Raw genomic sequence first — 19193 nt, 5'->3', positions numbered from 1 at the left:
GCTCCACTTCCCTGCGGCTGTCATCCCGGCCGCAGCCAAGCGAAAACCCGGGACCGCCGCAAGCGCCTGCGTTTGCGGCGGTCCCGGATCGGCCTTTCAGGCCGTCTGGGATGACAAGATTTAGATCAGGAAGACAGCATCATGGCCCATCCGTTCAGCCTCGAAGGTAAGGTCGCCCTCGTCACCGGCGCCAACACCGGTCTCGGCCAGGCGGTGGCCGTGGCCATGGCGCAAGCCGGCGCGGACGTCGCCGTCGCCGGCCGCAGCACCCCGACCGAGACGCAAGCCCTGGTGGAAGCCACGGGCCGCAAGTTCCTGTCGATTCAGGCCGATTTCGGCGCGATCGAGCCCGTGCAGCGCGTGATCGACGAGACCGTCAGCGCCTTCGGCAAGGTCGATATCCTGGTCAACAACGCCGGCATCATCCGTCGCGCCGACAGCATCGACTTCTCCGAAGCCGACTGGGACGCGGTGATGGACACCAATCTGAAGGTCGTCTTCTTCCTGACCCAGGCCTTCGCCAAGCAGATTCTAAAGCAGGGCGGAGAAGGCTCGATCGGCAAGATCATCAACATCGCCAGCCTGCTGTCGTTCCAAGGCGGCATCCGCGTCCCATCCTACACCGCCAGCAAGAGCGGCCTGGCGGGCTTGACCAAGATCCTGGCCAACGAATGGGCGGCCAAGGGCATCAATGTCAACGCCATCGCGCCAGGCTATTTCGACACCAACAATACCGAGGCCCTGCGCAACGACGCCGACCGCAACGCCTCGATCCTGGCTCGCGTTCCGGCCGGCCGTTGGGGTCAACCAGGCGACTTGGGCGGGGCGGCGGTGTTCCTCGCCTCCTCGGCCTCGGACTATGTTCAGGGGATTACCTTGCCCGTGGATGGCGGTTGGTTGGCGCGCTAGAGGCTGATTTCTGCGCAAGCCTGCGATTGGTACCGTAACCATTACGCCTGCCGCCTTTTCCCGGTGATCAAAGCGCGGTAAGGGCGCCGCTACGTCAGACTGGGCCCGGCGTCCGGCTGTCGTCTCGTTCATTTCTACCCTGATGAGCCGTCGCCGTTTCGCGGCGGCCTCGGAGCTCCGCGCATGCGCAATCCCCTGTCGGTCTTCTTGTCGTCCGAGGGGGATCGCCCCACCAGCCGCAACGTCCGGCAGAACGCCCACCTGCTGAGCGACCTGCTGAACGAGGCCATCGCCTATCTCGATGGCGACGAGGCCGCCAAGCTGGTGGCCACCGCCCGCAAGGCCGCCTCGCAGGATAGGCCGGACGGCGAGGCCGCGCGGCTGGACCATCTGTTCGCCGACCTGTCCAGCGACCAGGCGATCTTCCTGGCCCGCGCCCTGGCCAGCCACTCGATGCTAGCCAATATCGGCGAGGACGTCGCCGGTCGCCGTCGCCACGCCGAGGCCGATGCCCAGCCGGGCGATGATCGCCCCCGCACCCTGGTCGACGCCGTCAAGGCGCTGGTCGCCCAGGGCAAGACCCCAGCCGAGCTGACCAAGGTGCTGGCCGCAATGAATGTGGTGCCGGTGCTGACCGCCCACCCCACCGAGGTGCGCCGCCGCAGCATGGTCGACCGCGAGACCGAGATCTCGCGCTTGATGGCTCTGCGCCGCCACCACCTGCCGGCCGATCTCGAGGCCGACATCCGCGAGCGCCTTTTCCGCGAGATCGCCCTGATGTGGCGCACCCGGCTTTATCGTCCCGAACGGATCACCGTGAAGGACGAGATCCGCAACGCCCTGTCGATCGTCCGCACCTCAATCCTGCCGGCGATCGTCGACCTCTATGGCGACTGGTCGGCCCAGATCGGCGAGCATGGCCAGATGGCCCCGCTGCTGAAGATGGGCTCGTGGCTGGGCGGCGACCGCGACGGTCACCCCGGCGTCAATGGCGACACGCTCAAGCTGGCCCTGGCCTCCCAGGCTCGGGTCATCCTCGACTGGTACGCCGCCGAGGTGCGCAAGCTGTGGTCCAACCTGGCGGTCTCCACCGCCTATGCGCCGGTCTCGGACGAGGTGAGGACCTTGGCGGCCCAGACGCAGGACCCGTCCGTTCATCGCATGGACGAGCCCTATCGCCTGGCCCTGGAGCTGATCTTCGATCGTCTCTCGGCGGTGTCGCAGAAGCTGACCAACCAGTGGGTGGCCTTCGCCAACGGTCGCACGGAGGTCGAGCCCTATGCTCATCCCGAGGCCTTCGTGGCAGACCTGAAGATCATCATCGACAGCCTCGAACGCAACGGCGGCGAGCGCCTGGTCGGCACAGCCCTGCGGACCCTGGTCGAGGTGGCCCAGGCCTGCGGCTTTCACCTGATGAGCCTGGATCTACGCCAGAACGCCGACGTCCACGAGCGCACCCTGCACGAACTGTTCCAGCGGGCCGGCACCGGCGTGAAGTACCTGGACCTCGACGAGGAAGCCCGCTCCAAGCTGCTGATCAACGAGTTGTCGCATCAGCGGCCGCTGGTCTCGCCGTTCACCGCCTATGGCGAGGAAACGACCAAGGAGCTGGCGACCATGGAGGCCGCCGCCCAGATGGTGCGCGACTACGGCCACGGCTGCCTCGGCGCCTATGTGATCTCCAAGTCGGCGACCCTGTCGGACATCCTCGAGCCACTGGTTCTGCTCAAGCAGGTCGGCCTGGTCTGGGGCGGGGCGGCGCCGCGCGCCTCTGTGAAGATCAGCCCGCTGTTCGAGACCATCGAGGATCTGGAGAACGGTCCCCGCGTGCTGCGCCAATGGCTGGAACTGCCGCTTAGCCGCACCATCCTGGGCGACCGGCCGGTGCAGGAAATCATGCTCGGCTATTCGGACAGCAACAAGGACGGCGGCTATGTGGCCTCGCGGCGCGGCGTGGCGCGCGGCGCTTCCGCCCTGGCCTTCGAGGCCGAGCGCATGGGCGTTGGGCTGCAGCTGTTCCATGGCCGCGGCGGCTCGGTCGGGCGGGGCGGGGGACCGGCCGCCGAAGCGGTGATGGCCCAGCCGGCAGGCACCGTCCAGGGCCGAATCCGCATGACCGAGCAGGGCGAGATGATCGCCCGACGGTTCGGCGACCAGCCCACCGCCCGCCGCAACCTCGACGGACTTGCCGCTGCGGCCCTGATGGCCAGCGAGCGCCCGGTTCAACGCCCCGACCCCAAGGTCGACGCGGCGATGACCGCTCTGGCCGAGGCCTCCTTCCATGGCTTCCGGGCCCTGGTGTACGACGACCCGGCCTTCGAAGACTTCTTCTGGTCCGCCACGCCGATCGGCGAGATCGTCGGCCTCAACATTGGCAGCCGGCCCGCCTCGCGTACCGCCAGCCGCAAGATCGAAGACCTTCGGGCCATCCCCTGGGTGTTTTCCTGGTCGCAGGCCCGTTTCATGCTGCCCGGCTGGTACGGCTTCGCCGCTGGTGTCGAACGGGCTGGGCTCTCGACGGGGCAACTGCAGGACCTGGCCGGCGGCTTCGACTTCTTCGGGGCCTTGCTCTCCAACATGGAGCTGGCCCTGGCCCAGAGCCACATGGGCATCGCCGCGCGATACATGGCCCTGTCGCCCGACACGACCGACGCTCAGCGGATTTTTGACACCATCCAGGCCGAGCACGACAGCGCCTCGAAGATCGCCCTGGCGATCCGGGGCGGAAGCGCCCTGCTCGACAACCAGCCGGAGCTGGCCGAGTCCGTCGCCTTGGCCGGCCTGTCGGTCGATCCGCTGAACCACCTGCAGCTTGAGCTGCTGACCCGGCGCCGGGCCGGCGATCAGGACGAGAACGTGCGTCTGGCCATCCAGCTGACCGTGGCCGGCATCGCGGCGGGCCTGCGCAACACGGGATGAGGGCAGTGGTGCTGACGGGGACGTGCCCTTGGGCGTGTCCCCAGACAGGGCAGGGCTTCATTGGGGACACGCCTAAGGGCATTTACCCGACCCTACTGCTGCTGATTTTCATCCCTTCCGTCAAAACATAAAACACCGTTTTCAACGGGCTTGCGCAAGGCGGCGCTTCGGGGTAAATTCCCAACTGACACCGGTGGCAAAGTGGCCTGTCCACTTCCGCTTCTGGTATCATGACGTTTTGGCTTGGTCTGCCCAATTCCAGACGTTCGCGGCTCTTCCTGAGTTCGCTCCTGCGCAAACTCGGGCGTCGAGCTTCGGCCTCACGCCCTTTATTTACGACACGCCCTGCGCCGCGATCCGAGGCAATCGGGGCGGCGGCGGGGCAGGGTGGAAACAAAGGACGATCGACCAGAGCCATGGAATTGACGTTGCGGGAGCCTCCGATGTGGCGTCCGACCGCGACCCGGTCTAAACGGTCGCCCAGCGCCGAACGCGGCGAAATCTTCCACGCCAAGGCCACACAGCTGGGCCGGACGCAAGATCGATCCTTTTAGGAGCATTACTGATGGTGAAAGACCGCATGGCCGTACTGACGGCGCTGATGGGCCAGGGCGTGATCCCGGTGTTCTATCACCCCGATGTCGAGGTCTGTAAGAAGGTGATCCAGGCCTGCGCCGATGGCGGCGCACCTTGCATCGAGTTCACCAACCGCGGCGACTTCGCCAGCCACGTCTTCTACGAAGTGACCCGTTACTTCGCCTCGGCCGATCCCAGCGTCATCATGGGCGTCGGCTCGATCGTCGATGCGCCGACCGCCGGCATCTACATCGCCAACGGCGCCAAGTTCGTGGTCGGCCCGATCCTCAACGCCGATGTCGCCAAGGTCTGCAACCGCCGCAAGATCCCCTATTCGCCCGGCTGCGGTTCGGCCTCGGAAATCTCCTACGCCGAGGAACTGGGTTGCGAGATCGTCAAGGTGTTCCCCGGCTCGTCGGTCGGCGGCCCGGACTTCATCAAGGCGGTGTTGGGCCCGATGCCCTGGACCCGCATCATGCCGACTGGCGGCGTCGATCCTGACGAGGCCTCGGTGACCAAGTGGTTCGGCGCGGGCATCGTCGCCGCCGGCATGGGCTCCAAGCTGATCACCCAAGAGTTGCTCGATGCGGGCGATTACGCCGGTATCACCAAGAAGGTCCGCGACACGGTGGACCTTATCAAAAAGGTTCGTGGGAAGGCCTAAATGACCGACAATATCCTCGATATCCGCCCCGCCTCTGAAACCAAGTGGGACTGCGCCAGCTTCGGCGAGGTGATGCTGCGCTTCGATCCCGGTTTCGGCCGGGTTCGCAACGCCCGTCAGTTCAACGTCTGGGAAGGCGGCGGCGAATATAACGTCGCCCGTGCTTTCAAGAAGTGCTGGGGCAAGCGCTCGACGGCCGTTACCGCCTTGCCGGTGAACGACCTGGGGTGGCTGGTCGAGGACCTGATGATGCAGGGCGGGGTCGACACCTCCCACATCATCTGGCGCGACTTCGACGGTCTGGGCCGCAACACCCGCGTGGGCCTGAACTTCACCGAAAAGGGCTTCGGCGTTCGGCCGGCCCTGGGCTGCAGCGACCGCGGCCACACCGCCGCCTCGCAGATCCGTCCCGGCGAAGTGAACTGGGAAAAGCTGTTCGGCGAAGAGGGCGTTCGGTGGTTCCACACCGGCGGCATCTTCGCGGCCCTGGCCAGCAACACCGCCGAAGCCGTGATCGAAGCGGTCGAAGTGGCCCGCAAGTATGGCACCGTCATCTCCTATGACCTGAACTACCGCGCCTCGTTGTGGAAGTCGCAGGGCGGCAAGGAGGGGGCCCAGAAGGTCAACCGCCACATCGCCCAATATGTGGACGTGATGATCGGCAACGAAGAAGACTTCACCGCCTGCCTGGGCTTTGAGGTCGAAGGCCTGGACGAGCACATCTCGTCGATCGACCCGGCCAACTTCAAGAAGATGATCGAGACCGCCGTCAAGCAGTTCCCCAACTTCAAGGTCGCCGCCACCACCTTGCGCAACGCCAAGACCGCCTCGGTCAACGACTGGTCGGCGATCCTCTATGCCGGCGGCGAGTTCTATGCGTCGATGATGCGCGAGAACCTCGAGATCTATGACCGCGTTGGCGGCGGCGACGGCTTCGCCTCGGGTCTCGCGTTCGGCTTCATGGAAGGCAAGGGCCCCCAGGCCGCCGTCGAGTACGGTGCGGCTCACGGCGCCCTGGCCATGACCACGCCTGGCGACACCTCGATGGTGCGCCAAGCGGAGGTCGAGGCCGTGATGAAGGGCAAGGGCGCGCGGGTTATCCGCTAGAGCATTTCCCGACCTGACTGCGTCAGACCGTGAGCTCTAATCTTTTGTTTTGACGCATTGTTCTTCACGCGAACCGGAACAACTTCGCTCGAAAAATGCTCTAGTCTTCGTCCACCGCATTTTAGCAGAGCCCCCGGCTGCGAGGCCGGGGGCCTTTTGCTGTGTGTCGCGTCGCGGCACCAGGGCGCTTATTCTTCGCAACCCCCGCGACCGCAATGGATCAATCAGTCTACGTCGGTTGTCATCCAACGCGTTAGGGTGTGGAGAAACTTGGCCGCACTGTTTGAACCGGATGTCGGAGGTTCAAAGGCTTGGCATTCTCCTCTGTGGTGGTGTTTGCCACGGGCGATTTCGCTAGTGTCAACTTGGGATTCGCGGCGCGGAAACAGTCGAAAAATGACGCAGAACAACAGCCCTAAAGTCGTGATCCTGGCTGGCGGTAAGGGCACGCGGATCGCCGAGGAAACTCAGGTGCGCCCCAAGCCCATGGTCGAAATCGGCGGTCGCCCGATCATCTGGCACATCATGAAATCCTACAGCGCCCATGGCCTGAACAATTTCATCATTTGCTGCGGTTACCTCGGCGACAAGGTCCGAGAGTATTTCCTGAACTACGCCTATCAGAACGCCGACCTGACGATTCTGCCGAGCGGCCAGGTCGAGGTCCACCAGAGTCATTCCGAGCCCTGGACCATCACCTTGGTCGATACAGGCGACGACACCATGACCGGCGGCCGGATCAAGCGGGTGGGGCGCTATATCCAAAATGATCCGTATTTCTGTCTGACCTACGGCGACGGCCTGTCAGACGTTGACATTGGCGCGCTGGTTCGCTTCCACGAAGCCCACGGCGCCCAGGCGACCATCACCGCGGTGACCCCCCTCGCGCGCTTCGGCGCCTTGAAGATCAAGGGCGACACCGTCGAGCGGTTCATCGAGAAACCCTCGTCCGAAAGCGGGCGGATCAACGGCGGTTTCTTCGTGTTGTCACCAAAGGTGCTGGACCTGATCGACGGCGACAACACGGTGCTTGAACAAGCGCCGCTGGAGCGTTTGGCCAAGGCCGGCGAGCTGCGGGCATACCGGCACGACGGCTTCTGGCAGCCGATGGATACGCTGCGCGAGAAACTGTATCTCGAAGACCTGTGGGCGAAGGGCGCGCCTTGGAAGAACTGGTAGACGTACGGCCTAGGTGGCGCCGCCCGGCCAGTAGCGCAGCTTCTCGGCGACCGAAGCCTCGCCGGGTGTGATCCGCTTCTCGCCATCGCCCAGCCATTCGCGCAAATCGCGCAGGCGCGAAACCAGGACCTTCAATTCGCCCGGCTCCAGCGAGGCGGACTGGTCCGAGCCGTACATCGCGCGGTCCAGGGTGATGTGGCGCTCGATGGCCACGGCTCCCAGCATGGCGGCCACCAGGCTGGGCTCCACCAAGCTTTCATGCCCGCTGTAGCCGACTGGTGCGCCGTAGCGGCGACGCAGGGTGTCGATGGTCATTAGGTTGAGGTCCGCCGGCGGAGTCGGATAGGTCGACACCGTGTGCATCAGCACGAACGGACAGGCGGCCGCGCGCAAGATCTCTACCGCCGTGTCGATCTGCTCGAAAGTACACATGCCGGTGGAGGCGAAGACCAGCTTGCCCTCGGCGGCCACGGCCTCGACCAGGGGCCGATGCGTCAGCATCGCCGAGGCGATTTTGTTGTAAGGTAGGTCGTACTTGGCCAGGAAGGTCTGGCTGGGTACGTCCCAGGCCGAGGCGAACCACGCCAAGCCCAACTCGCGGCAGTAGGCGTCAATGGCGTCGTACTCGGCCTCGCCGAACTCGAGGCCTTCCTTCTGGGCGCGCTGGGTCTCGCCCCAGGGGCTCTGCCGCGCCTGAGCCAGCACTTCGGCCGTGTAGACGATGTCAATCGTCCGCTTCTGGAACTTCACCGCGTCGCAGCCGGCCTCGCTGGCGGCGCGGATCAGTTGCCTGGAGATATCGAGGTCGCCATTGTGATTGATGCCGATCTCAGCGATCACGAACGGTCTGTCAGCTAGCGGCCAAGGGATAGCGGCCAGGCGTTCGGTGGCCATGTTTTCCACGGAAAGAGCCTTGGTGGTCAGCGCGTCGAGGGTCTGCATGGTCGGGGTCCTGTTGCGCGGCCGCCGCGCGGGCGCTTGGCTACGGCGCGGGCTAGTATATCTAGGCGCGGTCAATTGAGTTCGCGCCGCGACGTGCGTAGCCCATGTCTAGAATGGAGTCGGCGGCAATGCCTAGGTGCAAGTTCGCCGCATGGTTAGCGCACTCCAATCGTCGCGTTGCGGTGGTGGGCGCATCCGGATGGGTTGGGATGGCGCTTGTGGACCAAATCCTGGCCACCGACAGCGATATCGCTCCCAACCGCCTGCGACTATTCGGCTCACGCCCTCGCGTCCTGAATCTGCGCGGTCGCGACCTGACGACCGAGTCTCTGGCGGGGGCGCGCCTTGGCGAAGGTGACTGGCTGGTGCTGCATGCGGGCATCGTCGGCGCCGACCGCCTGGCCGGTGACGGTCCGGCGCCCCTGCTGCGCGCCAACGACATCTTGCTGGGCCAAGTGCTGGCCCTGGCGGAGACCGGCGCGACGCGACGGCTGGTCGCCTTCTCGTCCGGTGCGGCGCACCGCCCAGGCGAAGGCTCGCCGGCCCGCGCGGCGTACGCGACAATGAAGCGCGATCAAGAAACGACCGTCGCCGAGTGGGGACAGAAAACCGGCACGGCAGTACTGCTTCCGCGGGTGTTCAACCTCGGTGGCCCCTTCATCAACCACGCCGAAGCCTATGCCTTGGGCGACTTCGTTCTTGGCTTGTCGCGGCGGGGCCGGGTCACGATCGCCGCCGCCGACGCGGTGTTCAGGAGCTTCGTCCACGTCTCGGAAATGGCGCGCGTCGTCCTCGACATGGCAGTGGACGAGACGCAGTCGGCGCAGCCCTTCGATGTCGGCGGCGCGGAGGTCGTCGAACTCGGAGCGCTGGCCCTGGCGGTGGGCGAGGCTCTGGGTCTAACCGATCCGGTGATCGACCGCCCAGAGCCGAGGGGTTTGGTCGGCGATTGGTATATCGGCGACGGACGCCGCTATCAAAGCGCTCTGTTCCAACGCGGTGAGCACCCAATACCGCTGGCCAAGATTGTCGCCGACACCATCGCTTATCTCGATGCTATTGAACCATTGGCCGACGCGCCGGACGACGCATAGCGATCGATCTGTTCTAGGGTTGTGGCGCGCAGATCGCGCCCGGCCAAGGCGTCGCGCCACCAGAGCGTCGTCAGCGAAATGGCCTGTTCCACGTCAAGGCGCGGGCTCCAGCCCAACTCAACTTTCGCCAAGTCCGAGTTCAGGGTGAGCAGGCCCGCCTCGTGCGGCGCGTTCGGATCGACACGTTCAACGATGCACGCGCTGTCGTCCCAGGCTTCCGCCGCTAGCCGGGCGACCGCCCTGACCGACCGCGCGCCGTCGGGGTCGGGGCCGAAGTTCCAGGCGCGCAGATCTCGGCCCGGCGATCTGGCCAGAGCCTCGACCGCCAGCAGGTAACCGTGCAGCGGTTCCAGCACGTGTTGCCAGGGACGCACGGCGCTTGGATTGCGCAGGATCGCGGGTTCGCCGCGTGCGAAGGCCGACAGGATGTCCGGTAGCAGCCGATCGCGCGACCAGTCGCCGCCGCCGATCACGTTGCCGGCCCGGGCAACGCCGACCGCCATGCCAGCTGGCCCCATATAGGCGGCGAAATAGGCCCTGACCGCCAACTCAGCGCAGGCCTTGCTGGCGCTGTAGGGGTCGCGCCCGCCCAGACGGTCGCCTTCGCGGCAGGGTTGGCCGTCTTCGAGGTTCTCGTAGACCTTGTCGGTCGTCACGATCAGCGTCGTCACCGGCCGGGGGAGGCGGCGGACGACGTCGAGCAGGTTGACCGTGCCCATCAGATTGGTGGCGAAGGTCTCGCGTGGCTCGGCGTAGGCGCGGCGAACCAGCGGTTGAGCGGCCATGTGGATCACCACCGATGGTGTGAAGTCGAGCACGGCCGCGTCGAGGCCGTCCGGGTCGCGCACGTCCGTGATCACGCTGTCCAGGCCTTCGCCGATCCGCGCCGCGTCAAACAGATTCGGCTCGGTGTCGGGCGGTAACGCCACGCCGCGCACGGTCGCGCCCAGCCGCTCCAGCCACAGGGCCATCCAGCCCCCCTTGAAGCCCGTATGGCCGGTCAGCAGCACTCGCCGACCCCGCCAGAAATTATCGTCGATGCCGATGGTCATGGCGCGCCCAATACTGACCGAAATGCTTGGCCACTCTAACGCGGCAGTTTGGCGCGCCGACGACACGCCGAATCGGAGATAATCATGGTCTCCGCCCAGGCGGAGCAACAAGGTTGTCTATGGCCGCACCGGGAGCGCGTCATCTCGTTTCAAGAACCCTCGCAGGAGACCGCGGCGCTCCGTGGCAAGATTCTCGCCTTGGTCGAGGAATACCACGCGCTGGCTCACGCGCCGAAAGCCTTCGAGCCGGGCGCGTCGCCCGTGCCCGTTTCGGGCCGCGTCTACGCCGCCGCCGACATGCGAAGCCTGGTGGACTCGGCGCTTGATTTCTGGCTGACCACCGGCCGGTTCAACGACGCCTTCGAGGTCCGCCTGGCGCAGCGGCTCGGCGTAGAGTTCGCCATGACCGTCAATTCCGGTTCGTCGGCCAACCTCGTGGCGCTGTCGGCTCTGACGTCTCCCAAGCTGAAAGCTCGCCAGCTCAAGCCGGGCGACGAAGTGATCACCGCCGCGACGGGTTTTCCGACCACGGTCAATCCGCTGCTGGGCGCGGGCCTGGTCCCGGTGTTCGTCGATATGTTGCCAACCACCTATAACTTCGATCCGGACAAGGTGGCCGCCGCCATCGGGCCAAAGACCAAGGCCATCATGGCCGCGCACACCTTGGGTAACCCCTTCGATCTGGCGGCGATCCGCAAGCTCTGTGACGACCACGGCCTGTGGCTGGTCGAGGACTGCTGCGACGCTCTGGGCTCGACCTATGACGGCCGGCAGGTGGGCACGTTCGGGGACATCGCCACCCTCAGCTTCTATCCCGCCCATCACATCACGACCGGCGAGGGCGGCGCGGTGTTCACCAATGACGCCTTCCTGCGGCGGCTGGCCGAATCGTTTCGTGACTGGGGGCGTGACTGCTTCTGCGCCCCTGGCATGGACAACACCTGCGGCAAGCGGTTCGGCTGGAAGATGGGCGACCTGCCGCGCGGCTACGATCACAAATACATCTACGGTCACCTGGGATATAATCTCAAGATGACCGACATGCAGGCCTCGGTGGGCCTGGCGCAGATGGATCACCTGGATGGCTTCATCGCGGCACGCAAACGCAACTTCGCGGCCCTGAAGGCTGGCCTGACCGACCTGCAGACCTATTTGGTTCTGCCCGAGGCGACCCCAGGAAGCGACCCCGCCTGGTTCGGCTTCCCGATCACCGTCAAGCCGGACGCCCCCTTCACACGCAACGAACTGACCCGACATCTGGAAGACGCCCGGATCGGCACCCGCCTGCTGTTCGGGGGCAATCTGGTGCGCCAGCCCTACATGGCCGGCCGAGACTTCCGGGTTATTGGCGAACTGATCCACGCCGATGCGATCATGGAGCGCACCTTCTGGATCGGAGTCTATCCCGGCCTTGGAGCCGACCACATCGACTACATGCTGGACAATATCCACAGCTTCTGCCGTGAGCGCGCCGCCGCTCGCTCTCCAACCACGCGAGCCTAAGCGGGACAGCCCATGTCAAAACTCGAATGCGCCCTCGCCGACAGCGTGATCAGACCGTTTGCGCAGGAGCCGGTGCTCAGCATCGTTATTCCGACCTATGAGCGCCCGGCTGAGCTGCAGCTTACGGTGCAGAGCATCGCTGACCAATTGAAGGAGGGACTTGAGGAAAAGGTCGAAATCCTGATCAGCGACAACGCTTCGGGTCCCGACACCAACGGCATGATCCAGGCTCTGGCCGACCGCTATCCGCGCCTGAGCTACATGGTCAACGCCCGTGACGAAGGCGGCTTCTTCAACCTGTTCGCTGCCCCCTGGCGGGCGCGCGGGCGCTACACCTGGACCTTCGGCTCGGACGACGTCCTGCTGGAGGGCGGCGTGGCCAGCGTGGTCTCGATCCTCGAACGCGAGGCGCCCAGCTTCCTGACGCTAAACAAACGCGCGGCCAACGCCGACCTGACCGAGGTGCTTTATCCGTTGTTGAACACCGTGCCGGACAAGCGCTTCGATAGCTTCATCGACCTGTTCTGCGCTTTCGGGCTAAACCAGTTGGCCTTCATCAGCGCCCAGATCGAGAGCACGCAGGCCGCTCGGGCGCTGGATCCCGAGCCCTATCTGCGCTCGGACACCCGCCACCCGCACGTGGCCGCCTTCTTGGAAAAGCACGCCCACGCCCCGGCTTATTACAGCAGGGCCAACCACTTGGTGCACCGGGTCGGCAACTCCCAGACCATCGACTACAACGGCGGAAACTTCTTCGACTACGCTGGCGATCTGCCGCGCCTGCTGGCGGACGTCGCCGCCAAGGTCGGCGCTCCGTTCGACCTGTTCGAGCGGGCGAATGGTCACCGGCAGGTGCAGTCCTACGGCCCGCCGGAAGTCACCCTAGTCGACACGATCTTCGAGAATCTGCTGCGGGCTCTCTATTCGGGCTACCACCTGACAATGGGCCACCGTCGCAGCCTGGAAGCCACCTTGGCTCATTGCCGTCCGGACCGCCTTCAACAGTTCGCCGAGCTTTGCACCTACAGCAACACGCTCGCGCAACTGGCCAATCGCAAGACCGAGGCGACCCAAGCCCTGGCTGAGGCCCGTCAAAAGGCCCTGAACGCCTCGGAAATGTTCTCGCGGTCGACAAAGCCCTGAACCGATGGTCCTGACCCCGACCTGTCCGATCTGCGGTCTCAAGGCCAGTGCGCCCATCGCCCAGATTCGCTTTGGCGAGAAGCCGCACTTGCCCAGCGAGGTCGCTCTGCACGGCTGCGCCGACTGCGATTTCGCCTTTACCTGGCCACGGGATCCGCCCGGCTACCGCGACTACTACGCGGCGGTCGCCAACGACGCTGCCCAGAGGCATGGCCAGTACCGCAATCTTCCCCAGGCCGAGATCCTCGCGGATCTGATCGGCTCGCGGCAGGTTCAATCTGTACTGGACTTCGGCTGCGGCGGCGGCGGCCTGCTCCACGTCCTGGCCGGGCGCTTCCCGCAGGTCGATTTCCTGGGCTTCGACGTCAACGCCAACTTCCCCTCGGATCTGCCAAACCTGCGGTTCAGCGACCAATTTCCGCCAGGTGACCACGACTTGCTGATCCTGAGCCACGTCGTCGAGCACATGGCCGATATCGGCCAGATCCAGGGACTGTTCGGCCTCGTGGGTGAAGGGGGCCTCGTGCACATCGAGACGCCCGATCCGAAGCTTTATGCGACCTTCCCGCAACCGCATTTCGGCTATTACGTCGATCGGCTGCACATCAATCACTTCTCGCAGCGCGCAATCCTGAGGATCGCGCCGCAAGGCTTTGACGTCGTGGCCGGCGGGACCTACGCCATGCCCTACGCGCTGGGAGCGTTCTATCCGGCGCAATATGTCGTCCTGCGAAACCGCCAGGGCGAGCGGGCTGTGCCTGCCGCGATCGAGGGCTACCTACGGGACGAAGCGCCGCGTTGGACGGCGGTTCAGGCCGAGTTGCGCGATCGGAAATTCTTCGTCTACGGCTTTGGCGACAACTTCCATCGCAGCCTGACGCCGGGCGGTCCGCTACACTGCCTGGAAGACAATATCATCGCGGTCATCGACCGTAACGCCGCCGTTTTGGCGACCGACGGTCTGGCCCGCTTCGCCTTCGTGGAACCCACCGAGGTCGTGCGGATCGACGGCGCGTTAATCGTCTGCACGGTGTCGCAGTTCTCGAAGCTGGACACCTTTTTCCGCGAGGCCTATCCGCGCAGTGAGATTCGTTACATTTAGGCTTTTCGGCAAATTACGCAGAATAGCTGCCCGGTTCGACCGTATATTTCGGTCTCAAGAATCTCGAAATGAACGATCACAAGTCCTTGGCGGTTGGTCAGGATCCGTATCGACATCTCGGTGAAGAAGTTGATATGCTCGTGCCAATACTTCTTGCCGACAGCCAGGTTCTCGACGCCGTCGTTCTGGATCATGTAGGATTCGCGCGGTACTTCCAGGTAGAGCAGCGTTTCGGACGACATCACCGCGACAATGTCGTCCAGCAAAATGGCCGGCGCCGGGACGTGCTCCAACACGTTGCTGCAAACCACCAAGTCGTAACGCGCCTCGGCCATGCCCTTGCGGTCGACCGCGGCGACCCCGTCGGCGAGGGTCAGGCCAGAGATGTCGTGCACGGATAGGCTGGCGGCGTTGTCGCGGAAGGGAGTGTTGAGGCCTTTGTCGCCGCCCCAGTCCAGCACATGCGGCGGCCCCCCCAGATGAAGGCCAATCATCGCCTCGATCTGGGGCAAGTAAGTCGCGCGCTCGGCAAGAGCGTCATTGAAGGTCGTATAGCCCGGCTCGAAGCGTTCGCGCAGGGCCGTGTAGTCAGCGTCGCGATAACCGCTGTAGAGCCGCGCCATCTCTGCGTCGCTGAATCGGATGTCCAGGAACAGCGCCCCGCACGCGCGGCACTGCAGCGAGTTGCATAGCGAATAGGCCATCCCCAGGCGCAGGGTCTTCATGCCCCAGGCCTCGGTGATCTCCACCGGTTCCCAATCGAACACTCGCTTGGCGACGAAGGGCATCAGGATCGCGGGTGACTTGCGAAGCTGGTCGCCGTTACAGCAGATGCAGCGGCTGGCGATGCGCTCGCTTAAAGGGAGCGCGCCTACCACTGGATCTCCGACAGCGGGGTAGACGACAGCTTGCCATCCGGCGTGATCATCGTCTTGACCGCCGGACCGCGCGACTCCGTGGCGTCGATCATCAGATCGACGAACACCGGCGGGGCGTTCGCGTCCAGGGTCGGCAGCAAGGCGTCCAGGTCGGCCAGGCTGTCGATGCGCAGATAACGCAGGCCGAAGGCGGGCGCGACCTGGCCGTAGTCCGGAATGAATACGCCGGAGGCCTTGCTCGCCCCGCCCTCGGCGCCAAAATGGCGCACCTGAGAAGCTTGGATCGAGCCGTAGCCGTCGTTGTTGAGCACCAGCAACACGAAGCCCTTGGGGGCATAGTGGGCCAGGGTCGCAAGCTCTTGTAGGTTCAGCATCAAGCCGCCGTCGGCCTCGACGCAGATCACCTGCTTGTCAGAGCCGAAGCTGGCCCCAATGGCCTGGGGCAGGCCCAGACCCATGGCGCCCAGCGAGGCTCCGAAGAAGATGCGGCTCCCCTGGCGCGGCGCGAAAAAGCGGAAGAAGGCCTCGATCGCCCAGCCTGAACTGGTAGGGGCGAACACCTTGCCCGATGACCAAGCCGACAAACGTTGGGCGATACCGTAGATGTTCAGGCTGTCGACCGTCAGGCGGCGGCGCTCGTCGGCCTGATATTCTGTCCGGCGCGTTTGGCACCAGGTCAGCCAGCCCGCCGCCATGGCCCCGGGCTGATCCCGCGTCGCCGCGACGGCGGCGGGCAGGGCGGTCAGGTCGGCGCGCACGGCGCGCGTATTGGGCATGCCATCGAACTTGGCCAGTTCGCTGGGGTCGATGTCGATCATGATTCGCTCGGCCTGGGCCCCGAAGTCATGCCGTTGAAAGGCCGTGGTGCCCAGGTCCAGCCTCGCGCCCAGGAATAGCACTCGGTCAGCTTGGTAGAGGATTTGGTTGGCCGACAGCGGCGCCAGCCCCCCTGGCGCGCCGAAGTTCAGCGGATGCTCAGCCGGCAGTTGGTCGATCGACACCCAGGACAGCACCGCCGGCAGGCCGTGCGTCTCGATGAAACCGCGCGCCGCGGCCTCCACCTGGGCCAGCCGGCAGCCATTACCGATATAGACAAGCGGACGCTCGCCACCGAGCAACCAGCCCAGGGCCTGCGTCAGGGATGAGACGTCCGCGGGCCCGACCCCCGACGCTGATCGGGCCCGGATTGCGTGCGTAGCCGCCTCGATGTCCTCCGGTGCGTAGTCGACCGCCACGTTCTGGACGTCCAGCGGGATTTCCACAAACACGGGCCCCGGGCGGCCGGCGAAGGCCTCGGAGAAGGTCTCGCTCAGTTCCTCGCGAAAACCCGCCGCTGTGAGCCGGGTGAAGCGTTTGACGCAGGGGGTAATCAACGCGCGCGACCGCACCTCCTGGTTCCCGTGGGTGCGTGTGCCGAAGGCGTCGATGTCGGCGGTCTTGACTTGTCCCGCCAGAACGATGACCGGCGCGCTGTCGCCATAGGCCGAGCACAGGCTCGTGATCGTGTTGGTGACCCCTGGCCCGGCCGTGACCACCGCCAGACCCGCACTGCGGTAATTCGTGGCCTTGGCGTAGCCTTCAGCGGCGGCGACACAGGCCTGTTCGTGCTGATTGTAGACCGCCGTTACGCCTGGATGGGTCGAGACGGCCCGGTTGAGGTACATCGCCATGCCGCCCGTCAGGGTGAACGCCGCGCGCGCGCCGAGCGCAGCAGCCAGGTCCACCGCATAGGAGGCTATATTGCGCTCTGCCTCTGGGCGGATCGGGGGACGAGAAGGACTCATGATGAACCAAGCCGAAAACGCATGCATAGGCGGTGGACCTTGGCGCGATCAAGGTCGATCATTCAACCCTTCGTCCGGCAAACTATCGCGTGTGCGGAGTTCCAAAGACCTCGAGAGCGGCGGCTGGCTCGAGGGCCACGCCGGAGCGACTGAACTCCCTTAGGAAAATATTTTCAGCCAACCCGCCGCGCCCATTGACGAGCCACGGCGCAGGTCCACTCTGCGGAGAAATCAACTCTAACACGCGGCCCTCCTCACACCATGATTTCCCTGGCCGCCGCGCGGATCGCGCGCTGTCGAGCGTCGCCGCTTGAACCCTCCCGGACGCCTCGGCCCGAGGCGCTTTCGTGAGCGAACCGACAATCTTCTTCTCCGAGGTCAACGAACGGCAGGGCGTGTTTCATCGGCGCGCCTTCCTGATGGGGGGCCTGGCCGGCGGCGGGTTGCTGGCCCTGGGCGGACGTCTGGCCCAGCTGCAGCTGGTGGAGGCCCGGCGCTACCAGAAGCTGTCGGCCGGCAACCAGTTCAACTACCGACTGGTGTCGCCGCCGCGCGGCACGATCCACGACCGCAACGGCATTTCGCTGGCCTCCAACCGGCCCAATTTCCGACTGCTGGTCACCAAGGACACCGGCTTCGACGCCGAAACCACCCTGGACGAGCTGGCCCTGCTGGTCCCCATCGACGCGGACCGCCGGGCTCGCATCCTCAAGGACCTTGCGCGATCGCCCAAGAAGACGCCGGTGGCGGTGATGGAAGACATGACCTGGGAGGAGTTCTCCCGGGTCAACATCCGCGCGCCCGAGCTGCCCGGCGTGACCGCCGACATGGGGGAGGTGCGAGTCTATCCGTTCGGCGGCGCCTTCGCCCATGTGATCGGCTATGTGGCCAAGGTCTCGGACCGAGACCTCGACAAGGCCAAGACCGATACGAGCCAGGACCAGGAGCTGCTGCACCATCCCGGCTTCCGGATCGGCAAGCTGGGGGTGGAGAAGGCTTTTGACACCGCTCTGCGCGGCCATGCCGGGGCCACCAAGGCCGAGGTCGACGCCCAAGGCCGCACCGTGCGCCTCGATCCCGAGGGCGACATCGCACCGGGGGCCGGCGCCGATATCCGCCTGACCCTGGACGCCGACATCCAGAACCGGGCGCTTGAGGTGATGGGCGAGGAGAGCGGCGCCATCGTGCTGATGGACTGCCAGAGCGGCGACCTGCTGGCCATGGTCTCGACCCCCAGCTTCGACGCCAACCGCTTCGTGAAGGGGCTGTCGGGGCCGGAGTACCGGGCGCTGGCCGAGTATGAGCGCAAACCCCTGCTCGACAAGGTGATGACCGGCACCTATCCGCCTGGCTCGACGTTCAAGCCCACTGTGGCCATGGCGGCCCTGACGGCGGGTGTGGATCCGTCCGAGCGGGTGACTTGCACCGGCGGTTGGTCGTTCGGCGGCCGGGTCTGGCACTGCCACAAGAAGGGCGGTCACGGCTCGCAGAACATGCACGACGCCATCAAGAACAGCTGCGACGTTTATTTCTACCAGATGGCCCTGCGCATCGGGCCGGACCCGATCAGCGCCACGGCCAAGGCCTTCGGCTACGGCAGTACCTTCGACATCGGCATCCCCGGCCAGCGCAAGGGGCTGGTGGGGACGCGCGAGTGGAAGAGGAAGACCTTCAAGCTCGACCCGACCTGGCATCCCGGCGACAGCGTGCCTTACGGGATTGGCCAAGGCTATATCAACGTCAACGCCCTGCAGTTGGCGGTGATGACGGCGCGGCTGGCCAACGGGAAAAAGGCGTTGAACCCGCGCCTGGTGAAGTCGGTGGGCGGGGTTGAGCAGCCGCACGGCGACGCGGTGGCCGACCTGCCGTTCAGCCAGGAACACCTCGACATCGTGCGCGCGGGCATGGCTGCGGTGGCCAATGACCCAACCGGCGGGGCCTTCAAGCAGAGTCAGCTCGGTTTGGGTGACGTCAAGATGGCCGGCAAGACCGGCACCGCCCAGGTGCGCCAATATGCGGCGGGGGCCTCGCGCAGCAACCAAGGCGTCGCCTGGAAGCTCAAGGACCACAACCTATTCATCGCCTTCGCGCCGTATGACAATCCCCGCTACGCCATGTCGGTGATCATCGAGCACGGCGGTCAGTTCGGATCGAGCGCCGCCGCGCCGCGGGCTCGGGAGGTAATGCGCGTGGCGCTGCTGAAGGACCCGGAGATCCGAGCGCGGATCGAACGCCCGATGCCGCTGCCCGACGCGCCGATGACCGATGAGGGGGAAGGGGACGCGGGGCCGGCGGTGGTGGTGCCGGAGGAGGGCTAAATCCAACCTTTCAACCGCTTATC

14 protein-coding genes are annotated in these 19193 nt (G+C 65.3%); 10 read left to right on the top strand and 4 right to left on the bottom strand.

Annotated features, from left to right (window positions below; genetic code table 11):
* Positions 1-141: 141 nt before the first annotated feature.
* The 5 genes from kduD (at position 142) to rfbF (ending at position 7354) form a co-directional block, all read left to right on the top strand.
* The gene (kduD, locus tag ACP7AG_RS08925) at positions 142-909 is read left to right on the top strand and encodes a 2-dehydro-3-deoxy-D-gluconate 5-dehydrogenase KduD (RefSeq protein ID WP_426030576.1); all 768 of its coding nucleotides are present in this window, start codon (positions 142-144) and stop codon (positions 907-909) included.
* 183 nt (positions 910-1092) lie between these two features.
* Positions 1093-3828, top strand: a complete 2736-nt coding sequence (ppc, locus tag ACP7AG_RS08920; protein ID WP_426030575.1) for a phosphoenolpyruvate carboxylase — start codon at positions 1093-1095, stop codon at positions 3826-3828.
* Positions 3829-4393: 565 nt separating this feature from the next.
* Positions 4394-5068, top strand: coding sequence for a bifunctional 4-hydroxy-2-oxoglutarate aldolase/2-dehydro-3-deoxy-phosphogluconate aldolase (locus ACP7AG_RS08915; protein WP_426012026.1), 675 nt, complete (start codon positions 4394-4396; stop codon positions 5066-5068).
* Entirely contained in the window at positions 5069-6175 is a 1107-nt protein-coding gene (locus tag ACP7AG_RS08910) for a PfkB family carbohydrate kinase (RefSeq protein WP_426012024.1), read from the top strand.
* A 270-nt stretch (positions 6176-6445) separates the two neighbouring features.
* On the top strand, positions 6446-7354 hold the full coding sequence (gene rfbF / locus ACP7AG_RS08905; RefSeq protein ID WP_426012022.1) for a glucose-1-phosphate cytidylyltransferase: 909 nt from the start codon (positions 6446-6448) through the stop codon (positions 7352-7354).
* A gap of 9 nt (positions 7355-7363) precedes the next feature.
* Here the strand turns inward: rfbF and ACP7AG_RS08900 are convergent, their stop codons facing one another.
* A complete protein-coding gene (locus ACP7AG_RS08900; RefSeq protein ID WP_426012020.1) occupies positions 7364-8296 on the bottom strand; it encodes an N-acetylneuraminate synthase family protein in 933 nt (310 codons plus the stop codon).
* A gap of 104 nt (positions 8297-8400) precedes the next feature.
* On the opposite strand from ACP7AG_RS08900, the gene ACP7AG_RS08895 reads away from it, so the two are divergent.
* Positions 8401-9390, top strand: a complete 990-nt coding sequence (locus tag ACP7AG_RS08895) for an NAD-dependent epimerase/dehydratase family protein (protein WP_426030574.1) — start codon at positions 8401-8403, stop codon at positions 9388-9390.
* Here the strand turns inward: ACP7AG_RS08895 and rfbG are convergent.
* Positions 9342-10442: a CDP-glucose 4,6-dehydratase gene (gene rfbG / locus ACP7AG_RS08890; RefSeq protein ID WP_426030573.1), complete on the bottom strand. Its 1101-nt coding sequence runs from the start codon at positions 10440-10442 to the stop codon at positions 9342-9344. The two genes, ACP7AG_RS08895 and rfbG, sit on opposite strands and share 49 nt — an antisense overlap.
* A gap of 84 nt (positions 10443-10526) precedes the next feature.
* Between rfbG and rfbH the strand changes: the two genes are divergently transcribed.
* From rfbH to ACP7AG_RS08875, 3 genes are read left to right on the top strand one after another with little or no spacing between them, the layout of a single operon-like run.
* Positions 10527-11945 (top strand): lipopolysaccharide biosynthesis protein RfbH, encoded by a 1419-nt coding sequence (gene rfbH, locus ACP7AG_RS08885; RefSeq protein ID WP_426030572.1) that lies wholly within the window; start codon positions 10527-10529, stop codon positions 11943-11945.
* Positions 11946-11957: 12 nt separating this feature from the next.
* Positions 11958-13088 carry a glycosyltransferase family 2 protein gene (locus ACP7AG_RS08880; protein WP_426030571.1) on the top strand — a complete coding sequence of 377 codons (1131 nt, stop codon included), beginning with the start codon at positions 11958-11960 and terminating at the stop codon, positions 13086-13088.
* A 4-nt stretch (positions 13089-13092) separates the two neighbouring features.
* Positions 13093-14190, top strand: a complete 1098-nt coding sequence (locus tag ACP7AG_RS08875) for a class I SAM-dependent methyltransferase (RefSeq protein WP_426030570.1) — start codon at positions 13093-13095, stop codon at positions 14188-14190.
* Here the strand turns inward: ACP7AG_RS08875 and ACP7AG_RS08870 are convergent.
* Positions 14187-15068: a class I SAM-dependent methyltransferase gene (locus ACP7AG_RS08870; protein ID WP_426012010.1), complete on the bottom strand. Its 882-nt coding sequence runs from the start codon at positions 15066-15068 to the stop codon at positions 14187-14189. The genes ACP7AG_RS08875 and ACP7AG_RS08870 overlap by 4 nt on opposite strands.
* The gene (locus tag ACP7AG_RS08865) at positions 15062-16852 is read right to left on the bottom strand and encodes a thiamine pyrophosphate-binding protein (protein WP_426030569.1); all 1791 of its coding nucleotides are present in this window, start codon (positions 16850-16852) and stop codon (positions 15062-15064) included. Before ACP7AG_RS08865 ends, ACP7AG_RS08870 begins: the two co-directional genes overlap by 7 nt.
* Before the next feature lie 347 nt (positions 16853-17199).
* On the opposite strand from ACP7AG_RS08865, the gene mrdA reads away from it, so the two are divergent.
* Positions 17200-19170, top strand: a complete 1971-nt coding sequence (mrdA, locus tag ACP7AG_RS08860) for a penicillin-binding protein 2 (RefSeq protein WP_426030568.1) — start codon at positions 17200-17202, stop codon at positions 19168-19170.
* Positions 19171-19193 lie beyond the last annotated feature (23 nt).

This window comes from Caulobacter sp. DWP3-1-3b2, from assembly GCF_049896325.1.
GTDB lineage: Bacteria > Pseudomonadota > Alphaproteobacteria > Caulobacterales > Caulobacteraceae > Caulobacter.
Note: the sequence above shows the minus strand (reverse complement) of the source record. Positions and strands in the feature narration are given on the sequence as shown.